Source organism: Rhizobium sp. Leaf384 (genome assembly GCF_001424065.1).
In the GTDB taxonomy this organism is placed as follows: domain Bacteria; phylum Pseudomonadota; class Alphaproteobacteria; order Rhizobiales; family Rhizobiaceae; genus Ferranicluibacter.
In genome coordinates, this window is record NZ_LMQE01000005.1 from 999,605 (window position 1) to 1,014,803 (window position 15,199).

Annotated in this window: 12 protein-coding genes; 3 read left to right on the forward strand and 9 right to left on the reverse strand. The window is 64.0% G+C overall.

Annotated features, from left to right (window positions below):
- Nucleotides 1-82: 82 nt before the first annotated feature.
- The 3 genes from ASG25_RS13005 to ASG25_RS13015 all read left to right on the forward strand — a co-directional run bounded on the left by ASG25_RS13005 (nt 83) and on the right by ASG25_RS13015 (nt 3,953).
- Nucleotides 83-682 (forward strand): SCO family protein, encoded by a 600-nt coding sequence (locus ASG25_RS13005; protein ID WP_062474139.1) that lies wholly within the window; start codon nt 83-85, stop codon nt 680-682.
- Between the two features lie 113 nt (nt 683-795).
- Nucleotides 796-1,677 carry a 50S ribosomal protein L11 methyltransferase gene (locus ASG25_RS13010; protein WP_062474141.1) on the forward strand — a complete coding sequence of 294 codons (882 nt, stop codon included), beginning with the start codon at nt 796-798 and terminating at the stop codon, nt 1,675-1,677.
- A 446-nt stretch (nt 1,678-2,123) separates the two neighbouring features.
- A complete protein-coding gene (locus tag ASG25_RS13015) occupies nt 2,124-3,953 on the forward strand; it encodes an aminopeptidase P family protein (protein ID WP_062474604.1) in 1,830 nt (609 codons plus the stop codon).
- 106 nt (nt 3,954-4,059) lie between these two features.
- Here the strand turns inward: ASG25_RS13015 and ASG25_RS13020 are convergent, their stop codons facing one another.
- The 9 genes from ASG25_RS13020 to ftsZ all read right to left on the reverse strand — a co-directional run bounded on the left by ASG25_RS13020 (nt 4,060) and on the right by ftsZ (nt 15,190).
- A complete protein-coding gene (locus tag ASG25_RS13020; protein ID WP_062474143.1) occupies nt 4,060-4,386 on the reverse strand; it encodes an AzlD family protein in 327 nt (108 codons plus the stop codon).
- A complete protein-coding gene (locus tag ASG25_RS13025) occupies nt 4,383-5,078 on the reverse strand; it encodes an AzlC family ABC transporter permease (protein WP_062474606.1) in 696 nt (231 codons plus the stop codon). The genes ASG25_RS13020 and ASG25_RS13025 overlap by 4 nt, the downstream gene beginning before the upstream one ends.
- 192 nt (nt 5,079-5,270) lie before the next feature.
- Nucleotides 5,271-6,104 (reverse strand): 3-methyl-2-oxobutanoate hydroxymethyltransferase, encoded by an 834-nt coding sequence (panB, locus tag ASG25_RS13030; RefSeq protein WP_062474145.1) that lies wholly within the window; start codon nt 6,102-6,104, stop codon nt 5,271-5,273.
- A complete protein-coding gene (panC, locus tag ASG25_RS13035) occupies nt 6,101-6,976 on the reverse strand; it encodes a pantoate--beta-alanine ligase (RefSeq protein WP_062474147.1) in 876 nt (291 codons plus the stop codon). Before panC ends, panB begins: the two co-directional genes overlap by 4 nt.
- A gap of 109 nt (nt 6,977-7,085) precedes the next feature.
- A complete protein-coding gene (gene ligA / locus ASG25_RS13040; protein ID WP_062474149.1) occupies nt 7,086-9,236 on the reverse strand; it encodes an NAD-dependent DNA ligase LigA in 2,151 nt (716 codons plus the stop codon).
- Between the two features lie 131 nt (nt 9,237-9,367).
- On the reverse strand, nt 9,368-11,041 hold the full coding sequence (recN, locus tag ASG25_RS13045) for a DNA repair protein RecN (RefSeq protein WP_062474151.1): 1,674 nt from the start codon (nt 11,039-11,041) through the stop codon (nt 9,368-9,370).
- Nucleotides 11,042-11,062: 21 nt separating this feature from the next.
- Nucleotides 11,063-11,881 carry an outer membrane protein assembly factor BamD gene (locus ASG25_RS13050; protein ID WP_244475317.1) on the reverse strand — a complete coding sequence of 273 codons (819 nt, stop codon included), beginning with the start codon at nt 11,879-11,881 and terminating at the stop codon, nt 11,063-11,065.
- 223 nt (nt 11,882-12,104) lie between these two features.
- The gene (gene lpxC, locus ASG25_RS13055; protein WP_062474609.1) at nt 12,105-13,052 is read right to left on the reverse strand and encodes a UDP-3-O-acyl-N-acetylglucosamine deacetylase; all 948 of its coding nucleotides are present in this window, start codon (nt 13,050-13,052) and stop codon (nt 12,105-12,107) included.
- Between the two features lie 320 nt (nt 13,053-13,372).
- Nucleotides 13,373-15,190, reverse strand: a complete 1,818-nt coding sequence (gene ftsZ / locus ASG25_RS13060; protein WP_062474155.1) for a cell division protein FtsZ — start codon at nt 15,188-15,190, stop codon at nt 13,373-13,375.
- Nucleotides 15,191-15,199: the final 9 nt, after the last annotated feature.

Here is a 15,199-nt window from a genome sequence, read left to right on the forward strand (position 1 = left end):
ATCGGTTTGCGTGGAGGGTTGCTTGGCTCTAAACCTTCGTCCGGACTTCAACGGCACAGCATGAACGCGGGACGCGCCTGACATGAGACTTCTTCGAATCGTGCTTTGGGCCGCCGTTCTGGTTACGGCATCCGCGCTCGGCTTCCTGACCTACCAGATGACGGAGACGAAGGAGGCGGCAGCCGGCGGTCCGTTCGGCGTCCCCTTCACGCTGGTGGCGCAAGACGGCCAGCCGATCACGGAGAAAGCCCTGACCGGCAAGCCCTCGGTCCTGTTCTTCGGCTTCACCCATTGCCCGGAGGTCTGCCCGACGACGCTGTTTGAAATGAACGGCTGGCTCGAGAAGGTCGATCCCGACAACACCAGGCTCAACGCCTTCTTCGTGACCGTCGATCCGGAACGCGATACGCCGGACATCCTTGGCCAGTACGTGTCCAATGTCAGCCGCCGCGTCACGGGCATTTCCGGGCCGCCGGACAAGGTCATGGAGATGGTCAAGGGCTTTCGGATCTATGCGAAGAAGGTCCCGCTCGATGCGGCGAAGCCGGACGGCGACTACACGATGGACCATTCGGCCTCCGTCTTCCTGCTGGATGCCGACGGCCGCTTCCGCGGCACCATCGCCTATGGCGAGAACACGGATACGGCCGTCCAGAAGCTGGAAAATCTGGCCAAGGGCTGATCCGAGCGCGGGTGAGGCGTTCGATTGGAAAACGCACGCCATTTTGGCCGTGCAAACCCCTGCCGTCGTGGTAAAGCGCTCATCCGAAGCTTTTGAGACCGGAAGGACGACCCGTGGCTGACTTGCGCCTCTATCTCACCACCACCGAAAAAGGTGCCGACAGCCTTCTCGCCCGCATGACCGACGCTTTCGAGGACGACGGCTATGCCATCGCCACGATGGAGATCGACGAGAAACGCGACATCTGGGAGGCGTCCGTCTATCTCGATTTCGCAGAGGAGGACGAGATTCGCGCGCGGTTTGCCGATATCGTCGAGGGCTGGAAACCGGGCACCGAAATCCTGCGCGAGGAAATTCCCGATATCGACTGGATCGCCAAATCGCTTGAGGGCCTCAGCCCCGTGGCCGCAGGGCGCTTCCTGGTCCACGGCTCGCACGATCGGGACAAGGTGCGCGCGGGGCAGATTGCAATCGAGATCGACGCGGGGGAAGCCTTCGGGACGGGTCATCACGGCACGACGGCCGGCTGCCTCGAAATGATCGAAAGCGTCGTTCGGTCGCGCACGGTCACCAATGCGTTGGATCTGGGAACGGGCAGCGGCGTGCTCGCGATCGGCCTGCGCAAGATCAAGGCTGTCCCTGTCCTCGCCACCGACATCGATCCGATCGCAACCCGCGTCGCCCGCGAGAACATGCGCCGCAACGGCATCGCCAGCGGCATTTCCGCCGTTACGGCCACCGGTTTCCAGTCGCCGGCCTTTGCCGAAAACGGGCCTTTCGACCTGATCATCGCGAACATCCTCGCCCGTCCGCTGATGCGCATGGCGCCAGACCTTGTGCGCCACCTTCTGCCGGGCGGCTCCGTCATTCTCTCTGGCATCCTCGCCGAGCAGCGCTGGAAAGTCCTCTCCGCCTACAATGCCCAGAAGCTGCGTCACGTCCGTACGCTCTGGCGCAACGGCTGGGTCACCATCCATCTCGACAGCCGTCCCTGACGGCCGCATCGATCAGGCAAAACAAAAAGACCGTCCGACGCAGGCAGCGTCGGACGGTCTTTTTCAATCCAAGGCGATGCCGAGCACCGCCCGTGGCCGGCAAGCCGGCCATGTCCGCGAGCCAAGGGAGGAGGAATGCTCAAGCGGACTCTGCGTGATCCCTAAACGCCGCCCGGAGGGAGGAGGAGAAGGCAAACGATCGAACGGATCACTCAGAAAGATTGCCTTTCGGCATCTGCGGCAACGGGGTGTTCGCAGCCCGTCCGTTGGAGATGCTTTTACCGCTTTCGGCACGATCAGCTAGGGGCCAGGGCGAATAGGTGCCATGCAGAATCCGCATAAGTATGATGAATGAGGGCGCGGACAGGCCGGTTGCTTTGATGGGACACCGCGGCTGGATTTGCTATAAGCGGGCATCCCAGTTCATCCGCATGCAGGAAGACACCATGTTCCAGTCCTTCGACGTTACCTCCGCTCCGCAGTTCGGACGCGCGCGGGCAGATGGCCTCCGCGCCGCCTTCGATGCACTCGGCATCGATGGATTTCTCGTTCCGAGGGCCGACGAGTATCAGGGGGAATATGTACCGGCCTGCGCAGAGCGTCTCGCCTGGCTGACGGGCTTCACCGGATCTGCAGGCGTCGCCCTCGTCATGCGCGACACGGCCGTGGTGTTCGTGGACGGGCGCTATGTCACCCAGTTGGCCGAACAGGTGGATGGCACGGTCTACACCGGCGGCGACCTGATCGGCGCGCCGCCGCATCTCTGGATCGAGCGCCATGCACCGAAGGGGTTTCGTCTGGGTATCGATCCCTGGCTGCACACCAGCGCCGAGGTGCGCAGGCTGGAAACGGCACTCGCCAAGATCGGCGGAACGCTCGTCCATCTCGACCACAATCCGCTCGACCGCCTTTGGACGGACCGGCCCGACATCCCGCTCGGCCGCGTCGCCATCCAGAAGATCGAACAGGCCGGCATCCTCGCCACCGAAAAAATCGCCGAAATGGCGGAGAACGTGGTGAAGGCAGGCGCGGCCGCCGTGATCCTCACCGACCCCTCTTCCGTCGCCTGGACCTTCAATCTTCGCGGCAATGACGTGCCCCATACGCCGCATCCCCTCGCCCGCGCGATCATCCATGCCGATGGCGGAGCCGAGATCTTCCTCGATGCCCGCAAGACCGGGATCGAGGAAAAGGCCTATCTGACGCAGATGGCCGAGATCAAAGCGCCCGACACCTTTGAGGCGCGGATCTCGACCATCGCGGCATCCGGCGCCGCCGTGATGCTGGATCCGGATCATGCCGCCTTTGCGCTCGCAGACCGGATTCGCAAGTACGGCGGCACCGTCATCGAGGCAGCCGATCCGGCCCGTCTTCCCCGGGCATGCAAGAATGCCGTCGAGCGCGAAGGCTCGGCCCGCGCACATCTTCAGGACGGCGCCGCCATGGTCGAGTTCCTGGCCTGGCTTGATGGAACGACGCCCGGCACCGTGACCGAGATCGCCGCGACGCAGAAGCTGGAAGCCGCACGGATGGCCTGCGGCGAACGGCTGCAGAATCCGCTCAAGGACGTTTCCTTCGACACGATCGCCGGTGCCGGGCCGCATGCGGCGATCATGCATTACCGCGTCACGAACGACAGCGACCAGCCGCTCGAAGCGGGAAGCATGTTTCTGATTGATTCCGGCGGTCAATATGTCAACGGCACCACGGACATCACCCGCACCGTGGCCATCGGCGACGTGCCCGCCGAGCAGAAGCGTTTCTTCACGCTCGTCCTCAAAGGCATGATCGCCATCAGCACCGCACGTTTCCCCAAGGGCACGCGCGGGGTGGAACTCGATCCGCTGGCGCGCATCGCCTTATGGAAGGCGGGCGCCGATTACGGGCACGGCACCGGGCATGGCGTCGGTTCCTACCTCTCGGTCCATGAGGGGCCGCAGCGCATCTCGCGCGCCGGCATGCAGGAGCTCCTGCCCGGCATGATCCTCTCCAACGAGCCGGGCTACTACCGCCCCGGCGCGTTCGGCATCCGGATCGAGAACCTGCTGTACGTACAGGAGGCCGCAGCCGTCGAGGGGGGCGATCAGGCGATGCTCGGCTTTGAAACGCTGACGTTCTGCCCCATCGACCGCCGCCTCATCCTGCCGGAGCTCCTGACGGCGGACGAGCGCGCCTGGGTCGATCGCTATCACGTTGAAACCCGTGAGAAGCTCACGCCGCTGATCGAGAACGCGGAGGCGAAGCGCTGGCTGGAGGCCGCGACGGCCGCCCTTTGATGCATGTCGCCCGAACCTGTGCGGCGGTTTCGGGAACCGACATGCATTAAAACAAGAACCTAAAGCGCTTCGGCCGCCGACGTCGTCTCGGCGGTCGAAGCGACGATCAAAACAGCCCGGCAGAGCGCAGCAGCATCACCACGGCCCATCCGGCAAGCAGCATGGGGAGAGCCGAGAGCCGGAGACCGACGACGAAGGCGACGAGGATCGCGATGGTCACATCCATGCCGCCGAAGACGATGGCCGGCGCCACCAGGGTCGAGAGGACGGCGGCCGGAACGGCATTCAGGGCCGCCTCCATCCGCGGCGGGATCTTCTCCATGCGGGCGATCATGATCGCGCCGCCGATGCGCGTGAGATAGGTGGCGATCGCGGCAAGGATGATGACGCCAATCAGCCGGAGGTCCTGCGGCAGGAGATGATCGAAGCTCATCGGGCGGTCTCCCCGGATTTGACCGGCAGGCAGGCGGCCAGCACGACGCCGGCAAGGGCGCCGATGCTGACATGCCAGGGCGACCCGACAAGCCGCATGGCAATCACGGACACGACGGAACTGACCGCGACCACCGGCAGCCAATGGTCACGACGACGGAACCCGAGCACCAGCGCCATGAAATAGATCGGCAGCATCACATCGAGGCCGATCGCCTTGGGGTCGCCGATCAAACCGCCGAAGACGGCTCCAAGGGCCGTCGCGACCAGCCACGGCAGGTAGATCGCCAGGCCGAGCCCCATATACCAGACGAAGGTGACCGGCTCGCCGCGTTCGCCACGCTTCTCCGTTTCGGCATATTGCGGATCGGTCAGGAGAAACAGCGCCGCCGCCTTCTGGACGAGCGAGAAGTGCGCGATGTGACGTGCCATGGACGCGGAATACAGGACGTGACGGAAATTGACCGCGAAGACCGAGAGCACGATCAGCCAGGGTTGGACCGCATGACCAAAGAGTTCCAGCCCCACCATCTGGCTCGCGCCGGCAAACACCGTCGCGCTCATGAAGAGCGCGTCGACGATGCTGAAACCGTTGTCGATGGCGAGCGCGCCGAACAGCGCTCCGAAAGGCGATGCGGACAAGACGATCGGAACGCCGCGGCGCGCACCGTCCCAGAAATCACGAGATGCCATGTTGAAATCCAAGGCTTTGCCGCACCAGCGGCACCAAGGCATGTCCGGACAGAGCGTGATTGCTCGGCCACCGGACGATGCGGCAGGAAGAAGGGCCAGGTCCGGCTTAGCCATCGACACCCAGAACGGCAAATGAAATCCGTTGATGCGCGGATCAACCCCGATCATGCATGACGCCGGCGGTGGATCGGCTCAGGTCTTGACCGTGAAGGTATGCTCGGGGCCTGGAAAACTGCGCGCCTTGACGTCGGCCGCATAGGCCTCGGCAGCCGCCGAGATCTCGGGAGCGAGATGAGCGAAGTGCTTGACGAACCGCGGCTTGAAATCATTGAACAGACCGAGCATGTCGTCGGACACGAGGATCTGGCCATCGCAGGCAGGCGATGCACCGATCCCGATCGTGGGCGCCCGCAGAGATGCCGAGATCTCCCGCGCGAGCGGTTCGACGGTCCCCTCAACGACGATGGCGAAAGCACCCGCATCGTCGATCGCCTTGGCATCCCGCCGGATCTTTGCCGCTTCCCGCTCGGTGCGACCGAGCGAGCGATAGCCCCCGTTGGTGTTCACCAGCTGCGGCATCAGCCCCACATGGCCGAGCACCGGAATCCCCCGGCTGGACAGGAAATCGACCGTTTCCGCCATTTCGGCGCCGCCCTCCAGCTTGACGGCACTGCAGCCGGTTTCCTTCAGGATGTGCGCCGCATTGCGAAACGCCTGTTCCCGACTTTCCTGATAGGAGCCGAACGGCATGTCCACCACGACGCAGGCAGACGTGGTTCCCCGCATCACGGCCTGACCATGCGCGATCATCATCTCGAGGGTGACGCCGAGCGTCGACTCCATGCCGTAGAGCACCATGCCCAGCGAATCGCCCACCAGCAGGAAGTCCATGTGCGGATCCAGGAGACGGGCGATCGGCGTCGTGTAGGCGGTCAGGCTGACGATCGGACGCTCTCCCTTCAGCGCCTGGATGGCGGAGGGGGTGAGCCGGCGACGGGGCGCGGGAGACGAGGGCTGAACGCTCATGGCTGGCGACTTTCGAGAGAGGACGCCGGTTGGTAGACGCGATTGTCGAGGAGCCGCGTGGCGCCGAACCGAACGAAGAGGAGGACAAGGACCGGACGCCTGGAGACCGTGTCGAGCCGGGCGAGCGTCTCCGGGTCGCGAACGGCGACGATCTCCGCCACGGCGAGCGGCTCCTGGCGGATGACGTCGACAAGGGCTTGCTCGAGCGCGTCAGCCGACTGCAGGCCGGAGCCGAGCAGACGGCCGGCTTCCGCGAGAGCCTTTGGAATAATCGCGGCCGCGCGACGTTCGTCGGACGAGAGATAGACATTGCGCGAGGACAGAGCGAGACCGTCCGCATCGCGAACGGTCGGCACGGCAACCACGTCGACCGGCTGCGCGAGATCCGCCACCATGCGGCGGATGATCTGCACCTGCTGGTAATCCTTCTCACCGAAGTAGGCGCGGTCCGGTTGGACAAGATTGAAGAGCTTGGTCACCACCGTCGCGACGCCGGCAAAATGACCGGGCCGCACGGCGCCCTCAAGCTCGGCCCCGAGCGCGGGAACATCGACCACCGTTTCCATTGGGCGGGGATACATGTCGGACACACCGGGCGCGAACAGGATGTCGACATCGCCGTCCCGCAGCATCGTCTGATCGCGCGCCAGATCGCGCGGGTAGCGCGAAAGATCCTCGTCCGCCCCGAACTGGAGCGGGTTGACGAAGATGCTGGCGACGACGATGTCATTGTCGGCACGCGCGCGCCGGACGAGATCCATGTGACCCGCGTGAAGATATCCCATCGTCGGTACGAGACCGACCGACCGCCCGGCGCGCCGATGGTCGCCGAGCAACCGCCGCAGGTCGCCAATCGCTGAAACTGTCTCCATCCCGGACCTCCTCCGATATCCGGCATCCGGTATCGCGTGCGCTGCAAAAAGACAATTCAAAGGCGACGCCGATGTCAAATAATCGGGTTCAGGACAGTTCGGATGTCTCTTACCCGCCAATCAAGGCGAGCCACTCGTCCTCGTCCATGGTCTCGACGCCGAGTTCCCGCGCCTTCTCGAGCTTAGAGCCCGCGCCGGGACCCGCAACGAGGATATCCGTCTTTTTGGACACCGATCCGGACACCTTGGCACCGAGACTCTCCGCCCGAGCCTTTGCCTCGTCCCGCGTGAATTTCTCGAGGGAGCCGGTAAAGACCACCGTCTTGCCGGCGACCGGGCTACCCGCGCCGGACGGCGCTTCCGCATCGAGCGGCGTCACCTCCTCAAGGAGGCGATCGACCACGGCTCTGTTGCGGTCTTCCTTGTAGAACTCCACGATGGCCCGTGCGACCACTTCACCTATGCCATCGATGCGGTTGAGATCGTCCCAGGCCTCCGCACCCGGCTCGCCCGCTGCCCGCATCGCCGTGTCGAAATCCCTGTAGGTTCCGTACGATCGGGCCAGAAGCTTTGCGGTGGTCTCACCGACATGGCGGATGCCGAGCGCATAGATGAAGCGCGAGAGCGCCACCTGCCGGCGCTCGTCGATTGCCTCGTACAGCTTGCGAACGCTGACCTTTCCGAAGCCGTCGATATTTTCGAGCTTGGACAACGAGGCCTGCTGCCGTTTCTCCAGCGTGAAGATGTCGGGCGCGGTTCGGATGGACAGCGACGGATCTTCGACGGCAAAAAAGAAGTCGATCTGCTTGGCTCCGAAGCCTTCGATATCGAAGGCGTTGCGCGAGACGAAGTGCTTGAGATGCTCGACCGCCTGGGCGCGGCAGACGAAGCCGCCCGTGCACCGCGTGACCGAATCGACCTTGCCGGTCTTCTCGTTGACCTCCCGCACGGCATGGCTGCCACAGACGGGACAGGTCTTGGGGAAAACATAAGGCGCGCTGGACGCGTCCCGCTTTTCTTCGACGATATCCACGATCTGCGGGATGACGTCGCCTGCACGCTGGACGATGACGGTATCGCCGAGGCGGATATCGCGTCCCTCGCGCAACGGCTGGCCGGCATTGCCGATGCCCTTGATGTAATCCTCGTTGTGCAGCGTGGCGTTGGTGACGACCACGCCGCCGACCGTGACCGGCACGAGGCGCGCCACGGGCGTCAGGGCGCCGGTCCGTCCGACCTGAATGTCGATGGCGGTGAGGATCGTGAACGCCTGTTCGGCCGGAAACTTGTGCGCCGTCGCCCAGCGCGGCGAGCGCGAACGGAAGCCGAGCCGCCGCTGCAAGCCAAGATCGTCCACCTTGTAGACAACACCGTCGATGTCGTAATCGAGCTCCGGTCGCTGCAGGCCGATCTGCCGATAGTGATCGAGGATGTCGGCAACGGATGTCAGGCGTTGCGTCAGCGGATTGACCGGGAACCCCCACCCTTGCAGGGCCTCGACCATGCCGGACTGCGTGTCCGACGGCATGTCCGACATCTCGCCCCAGGCATAGGCGAAGAAGCGCAGCTTCCGCGTCGCGGTGATCGCGGGATCGAGCTGGCGAAGCGAACCCGCAGCCGTGTTGCGCGGATTGACATAGGTCTGCCGGCCTTCGGCCTCCATCTGCGCGTTCAGCGCAAGAAAGTCGCTTTTGGCCATGTAGACCTCGCCGCGCACCTCCACCACGTCGGGCGCGCCCTTCGGAAGCGTCTGCGGGATCTCGGCAATCGTCCGGATGTTCGCGGTCACATTCTCGCCCGTCGTGCCGTCCCCGCGCGTGGCGGCCGTGACCAGCTTGCGCTTCTCGTATCGCAGCGACATGGAAAGGCCGTCGATCTTCGGCTCGGCCGTGAACGCGATGGAATCATCCGGCAGCCGGCCGAGGAACCGGTAGACGCTGGCAATGAAGTCGTTCACGTCCTCGTCGGAAAACACGTTGTCGAGCGACAGCATGGGACGGGCATGCGTGACCTGCTGAAACAGTCCCGACGGCGCAGCGCCGACCTTGCCGGAGGGACTGTCGGGCCGCACGAGATCGGGAAACCGCGCCTCGATCTCTCCGTTGCGCCGCTTCAGGGCGTCATAGTCGGCGTCCGATATCTCCGGCTGGTCTTTGCCATGATAGAGCGCATCGTGACGGGCAAGCTCGGAGGCCAGGAACGCCAGCTCCTCCACGGCATCGGCTTCGCTCAGCGCATCCACGGGCTTCGTATCGGTCATGGCGGTCACTCCTGCTGTCGGGAGTGTTGTAGCGAAAATCGCCCTTTTGAGAAGAGGATGTCGGTGGGGATCCAAAGCGCAGGCGCTCTTGCGCAAGAACTTAAGAATGCTTGAGAAAAGCGGCTCGAGCCTCAGCCGCCGCCCGCCAGCAGCTTTGCCGCAGCCGCCCGCGCTTCCTCGGTGATCGAGGCGCCCGCGAGCATCCGGGCAATCTCCTCCGTGCGGGCCTTGTCGTCCATGCGCGCCACCCGCGTCGCGATCGTCTCCGAGGATTTCTCGGACGGTCCCTTCGAGATCAGGAGATGCGTCGCCGCCCGCGCCGCCACCTGCGGCGCATGGGTGACGGAGAGAACCTGGACCGTCTTCGACAGCCGCTTGAGCCGCTGGCCGATCGCATCGGCGACCGCGCCGCCGACGCCCGTGTCGATCTCGTCGAAGACGAGCGTCGGCGCGGATCCGCGGTCGGCGAGCGCGACCTTCAGAGCCAGCAGGAAGCGCGAAAGCTCGCCCCCCGAAGCGACCTTCATGATCGGGCCCGGCCGGGTGCCGGGGTTGGTCTGGACATGGAACTCGACGACATCGATGCCCTCGGCCGTGAGCTGCGTCGGGTCGCTCGCAACCTCGGCCATGAAGCGTGCGCGTTCCAGCTTGAGCGCCGGCAGCTCCGCCATCACAGCTTCGGAAAGCGCGCTCGCCGTATTGTGCCGCTTGGATGAAAGGGCAGCTGCCGCCGCATCGAAATCGGCCCGCGCAATAGCGACCTGCGCCTCGAACTGCTTCAGCTTCTCCTCGCCCGCATCCAGATCGGCCACGCTGGTGATCATGCGCACGGCCAGAGCCGGAAGCTCGGTGACGGGTACCGAATATTTGCGTGCGGCGGCCCTCAGCGCAAACAGCCGCTCCTCGACCCGTTCCAGCTCCTTCGGATCGTACTCCGTCCGCCGGAGCGCCGCCTCCACCGCCATCTGCGCGTCAGACAGGTGATTGAGCGCGAGATCGAGCAAGTTGACCGTTTCTTCCAGCAGGCCCGGCGCCTCATGGCTCTTGCGCTCCAGCCGGCGCACCAATGAGGCGATCTGCGGCACGGGAGAGGCATTGCCATTCAGGAAATCGCTGGCCTCGCTGATATCGGAGGCGATGCGCTCGGATTTCATCATCGTCGCCCGGCGCTCGGCAAGTTCGTCTTCTTCGCCATCCAGCGGCGAAAGGGCTTCGAGCTCTTCCACGGCGGCGCGCAGATAATCGGCTTCCCGCGCAGCGGCATCGACCTTTTCGCGATGACGCTTCAGCCCGCGCTCTGCGTCCCGCCAGATCCGGAAGAGATCCCCGACGGTCTCGGCCTCCGCCGTCAGGCCACCGAAGGCATCCAGCAGGAGGCGGTGCGCGTGGGTATCCACGAGTGCGCGATCGTCGTGCTGTCCATGAATTTCCACGAGCCGCTGCCCTGCCTGCCGCAGGAGCTGAACGGAGACCGGCTGGTCATTGACATAGGCCTTGGTCCGGCCGTCGGACGACTGCACGCGCCGGAAGATCAGATCGCCATCGTCATCGATGCCGTTTTCGCGCACGAGAAGACGGGCGGGATGGTCGGCCGCGACGTCGAAGACCGCGGTCACCTGCCCTTTGTCGCCGCCATGCCGCACGAGCGACCCGTCCCCTCGCCCGCCGAGGGCCAGCGAGAGACTGTCGAGCAGGATGGACTTGCCCGCCCCGGTCTCGCCGGTCAGAACCGAGAGGCCTGCATCGAAGGACAGGTCAAGCCGTTCGATCAGGACGATATCGCGGATCGAGAGCTGTGAAAGCATTCGGTCTTCTGTTCTTTCGGATCAGACGCCGAGGATCTTCTTGCCGGCCCGGGAAATCCAGGATCCGCCATTCTCGCGCGGCTCGAGCCCGTTGGTCTGCAGAAGCTTGTAGCTGTCGGCATACCACTGGCTGTCAGGATAATTGTGCCCGAGAACGGCGGCAGCCGTCTGCGCCTCGCTGGTAATCCCCATGGCAAAGTAGCTTTCGACGAGACGCGCCAGCGCCTCCTCGACCTGGTTCGTGCCGGAATACCGCTCGACCACGGTGCGGAACCGGGTGACGGCGGCCAGATATTCCTTGCGCTCCAGATAATAGCGCCCGACCTGCATTTCCTTGCCGGCCAGCTGATCCTTTGCATAACGGATCTTCGCCTGCGCATCCTCGACATATTCCGAGTTCGGATACTTATCGACGACGACCTGCATTGCCTCGATCGTCTTGAAGGCGGGCTTCTGGTCCTGCGTGACCGTCGGGATCTGCTTGGAATAGGCAAGACCGAGAATGTACTGCGCGTAGGCCGCGTCTTCGGACTCGGGATAGAGATTGAGATAGCGGGTGGCCGCGTTGATCGCGTCCTGGTTCTGACCCTGCCGGTAATTGACGAAGGCCTTCATCACCAGCGCCTTGCGGGCGTATTCGGAGAACGGCTGCTGCTTGTCGATCGCGTCGAACTTGCGCGCGGCTTCCGTCGTCTTGCCGGCATTCAGGTTGGCAAGACCCTGATTGTAGAGCACGTCGGGCGGATCGGTTTCCGCGGAGAGCTTGGTGATGTCGATGTCGGGATCGTTCTGGCAAGCCGTCACCGCGATGCTCGTCGTCGCCGCGACAAGCGAGACCATCGCAACACGCGTGATCGTCTTCCATTCGAAGCCGTCTGCAAAAGCCATCAGAACATCCCAACTCGAGTGGCAGCTGCCCCGCCGCCGACCATGCGGTTCTAGATCATACTAGAACAAGTCCGCAACGTCATGGTGATCGAATAACGCAATTTTGTGGCATCACGTCCATGAAAAAGCCGGTCATATGACCGGCTTTAAGGCAACTCCGATGGTAAACTGTGCGTCAGGCCGAAAGTTCGGACGCGCCCGCGACCTGCTTCTCCCGCGGGAGCCGGGTCCGCGGCATGGCCGTTTCGACGATCTCGTAGGCGGTGGGATCGCTGAACAGCGCCTGGAGCGCATTGGCATTCATCTTGTGACCGCCGCGATAGGAGCGATAGCAGCCGATGAACGGCAGGCCAGCAAGCGCCAGGTCACCGACCGCATCGAGCGTCTTGTGCCGGACGAACTCGTCCTTTGCGTAGCGCAGCCCTTCGACATTGATGACCGTATGATCGTCGGCAATGACGACGGAGTTCTCGAGCGAAGAACCGAGGCCGCGGCCGGCTGCCCACATCCGCTCGACGTCGCGCATGAAGCCGAAGGTGCGCGCCCGCGACAGCTCGTTCTTGAACGTTGCCGCCGTCATGTCGCCCCTCCAGGACTGGCGACCGATCAGAGGCGTATCGAAATCGATCTCCACCTCGAACCGCATGCCGCCGTCATAGGGCAGGAACTCGGACCAGGAGGCGCCGTGCTCGATGCGCACCGGCTTCAGGATGCGAATGTAGCGCCGCTTGACCGCCAGCGCCTTGATTCCCGTCTGCTCGATGGCCTCGATGAACGGCGCGGAGCTGCCGTCCATGATCGGCATCTCGGCGCCGTGGACCTCGACCAGAAGATTGTCGATGCCGATGGCATAGATGGCAGCCATCACATGCTCGATCGTGGCGATCCAGGTGGCCGGCGACGTGCCGAGAATGGTGCAGAGATCCGTATTGCCGACATTGGAGGAAACGGCGCGATATTCACCGAGAACACGCTCGCCCTCCACACGCTGGAAGACGATGCCCGTATTGGCCTCTGCGGGATGGAAGGTGATCGAAACGTCGGTACCGGAATGCACGCCCGTGCCGCTCAGGCTGACCTGTTCGGCAATCGTCGTCTGAAACCCCAGCAGTCCAATTCCCAGTCCCATACTCTTCACTTTCACAATTCTGGCGGCGAACCGCCTTTATTCCGTGCCTGCAAGATACGTCTTTGAGCCCCGGGTCAACCTCTCGACGGCAAGTCCAACGTGCCGCCCCCATCCTTCGACGCGATCAGGAGCCGCATATCTGCAGACTTTCTATGGTGAAGATAAAGCCCCCGTCCGGCCATTCCAAATCACTGTTTCTTTCGCTTTGTAACGCTTCTTCTTCCGTAACTATCCCATTGCAAATACGCTGCAAAAACGGAAAAGCCTGGGCTTGGAGCCCAGGCGTTCCGGCAAGGTAGAAGACGGGTGTAAAATCAGTTCGACTGACGGCGAAGGAACGCCGGAATCTCGAGCTGATCGTCGTCCTGCGCACGCGGCTGCGGGTTCACGCGGCCGCGTTCGTCGAGCGCACCGCGACGCGGTGCGTAGACGCTCGCCTCGGGCGAAAGCGGACGGCGCTGCTGCGATGCAGCGCTCGGTGCTCCCGAGGTCATGTCCGACGCGACGGAATGATCTTCCTCTTCGCGGCGGCCGAGCGAATTGGTGATTCGCTTGAGAAGGCCCATCGGACCACGCTCTTCGTGATGCGCAGCGGCCGGCTGCGACCGGTGCTCGGCTTCGGCCTTCACCATCGGCGGGAAGTCCTCGACCTTGGGCATGCGAACCTGTTCCGGCTGACGCATCATCGGAGCCGGTTCGTGACGCTGGGCCATCGGCTCATGCTGCATGTAGGGCGCCTGTGCCTGCTGGGCATGAAGCGGCTGGCCGTGGCCGTGCTGGGGGTGAACCGGCGCGGCCTGCATCGGCTGCTGGTACACCGGCATCTCCGCCGGAGCGGCCTGCATCGGGGCCTGGGGTGCCGGAGCCCGCATGACGGGTGCAGCTTCCGGTGCAGCGCCGGCAAACAGCTTGCTCTGCGGACGGAAGTCGTCCTGCGCCTTTTCGGCAGCGCGCGCCTGGATCAGGAGCTCGCGTTCGATTTCGGCCTGGCGGATGGCTTCGGCGATATGATCGGCCTGCGGTGCCTGCGGCTGAGGTGCCGGCTGCTGCATCACCGGTGCAGGCTGAGCCTGCATGGCAGGTGCTGCGGCCGGAGCTGCCGGACGTGCGGCGGGCTTGGAGGCTACCGGGCGAAAGCTAGCCGTACGATCGGCCACCTCCGCGGCCGTACGATCGATACCGGTTGCAACAACGGAGACACGAATCATGCCTTCGAGCTCTTCGTCGAACGTCGCGCCGAGAATGATGTTGGCGTCCGGATCGACCTCTTCGCGAATGCGCGTCGCAGCTTCGTCGACTTCGAACAGCGTCATGTCGCGACCACCCGTGATCGAGATCAGGAGGCCCTGCGCACCCTTCATCGATGTTTCGTCGAGCAGCGGGTTGGCAATCGCGGCTTCGGCAGCGGCCATGGCGCGGCCATCGCCCGACGCTTCGCCGGTTCCCATCATCGCACGGCCCATTTCGCGCATCACCGAGCGAACATCGGCGAAGTCGAGGTTGATGAGGCCTTCCTTGACCATCAGGTCGGTAATGCAGGCAACGCCCGAATAGAGCACCTGGTCGGCCATCGCGAAGGCGTCGGCAAAGGTGGTCTTGTCGTTGGCGATGCGGAAGAGGTTCTGGTTGGGGATGACGATCAGCGTGTCGACCGACTTCTGCAGTTCGGCGATGCCCTGATCGGCAAGACGCATGCGGCGCTGGCCTTCGAAGTGGAAGGGCTTGGTCACGACGCCGACCGTCAGGATACCCTTGTTGCGCGCGGCCTGCGCGACAACCGGAGCAGCGCCCGTCCCCGTGCCGCCGCCCATGCCGGCAGTGACGAAGCACATATGCGTGCCGGAGAGATGATCGATGATTTCATCGATGCACTCTTCGGCGGCGGCGCGACCGACTTCCGGCTGCGAACCCGCGCCGAGACCTTCGGTGACGGCCACACCCATCTGGATGATTCGTTCGGCCTTGGTCATGGTCAGCGCCTGGGCGTCCGTGTTGGCAACGACGAAGTCGACGCCCTGGAGGCCAGCGGTGATCATGTTGTTGACGGCGTTGCCGCCGCCGCCGCCGACACCGATAACGGTGATGCGGGGCTTGAGCTCGGTGATATCCGGCTTCTGCAAGTTGATGGTCATGTTACCCGT

What these genes read in the sequence shown, in the direction of transcription:
- recN (WP_062474151.1), bottom strand. Translation starts at nt 11,041, where the DNA reads ATGCTTTCACAGCTCTCGATCCGCGATATCGTCCTGATCGAACGGCTT.
- ftsZ (WP_062474155.1), bottom strand. Translation starts at nt 15,190, where the DNA reads ATGACCATCAACTTGCAGAAGCCGGATATCACCGAGCTCAAGCCCCGC.
- ASG25_RS13020 (WP_062474143.1), bottom strand. Translation starts at nt 4,386, where the DNA reads ATGAGCTTCGATCATCTCCTGCCGCAGGACCTCCGGCTGATTGGCGTC.
- ligA (WP_062474149.1), bottom strand. Translation starts at nt 9,236, where the DNA reads ATGACCGATACGAAGCCCGTGGATGCGCTGAGCGAAGCCGATGCCGTG.
- ASG25_RS13005 (WP_062474139.1), top strand. Translation starts at nt 83, where the DNA reads ATGAGACTTCTTCGAATCGTGCTTTGGGCCGCCGTTCTGGTTACGGCA.
- panC (WP_062474147.1), bottom strand. Translation starts at nt 6,976, where the DNA reads ATGGAGACAGTTTCAGCGATTGGCGACCTGCGGCGGTTGCTCGGCGAC.
- panB (WP_062474145.1), bottom strand. Translation starts at nt 6,104, where the DNA reads ATGAGCGTTCAGCCCTCGTCTCCCGCGCCCCGTCGCCGGCTCACCCCC.
- ASG25_RS13050 (WP_244475317.1), bottom strand. Translation starts at nt 11,881, where the DNA reads ATGGTCTCGCTTGTCGCGGCGACGACGAGCATCGCGGTGACGGCTTGC.
- ASG25_RS13015 (WP_062474604.1), top strand. Translation starts at nt 2,124, where the DNA reads ATGTTCCAGTCCTTCGACGTTACCTCCGCTCCGCAGTTCGGACGCGCG.
- ASG25_RS13025 (WP_062474606.1), bottom strand. Translation starts at nt 5,078, where the DNA reads ATGGCATCTCGTGATTTCTGGGACGGTGCGCGCCGCGGCGTTCCGATC.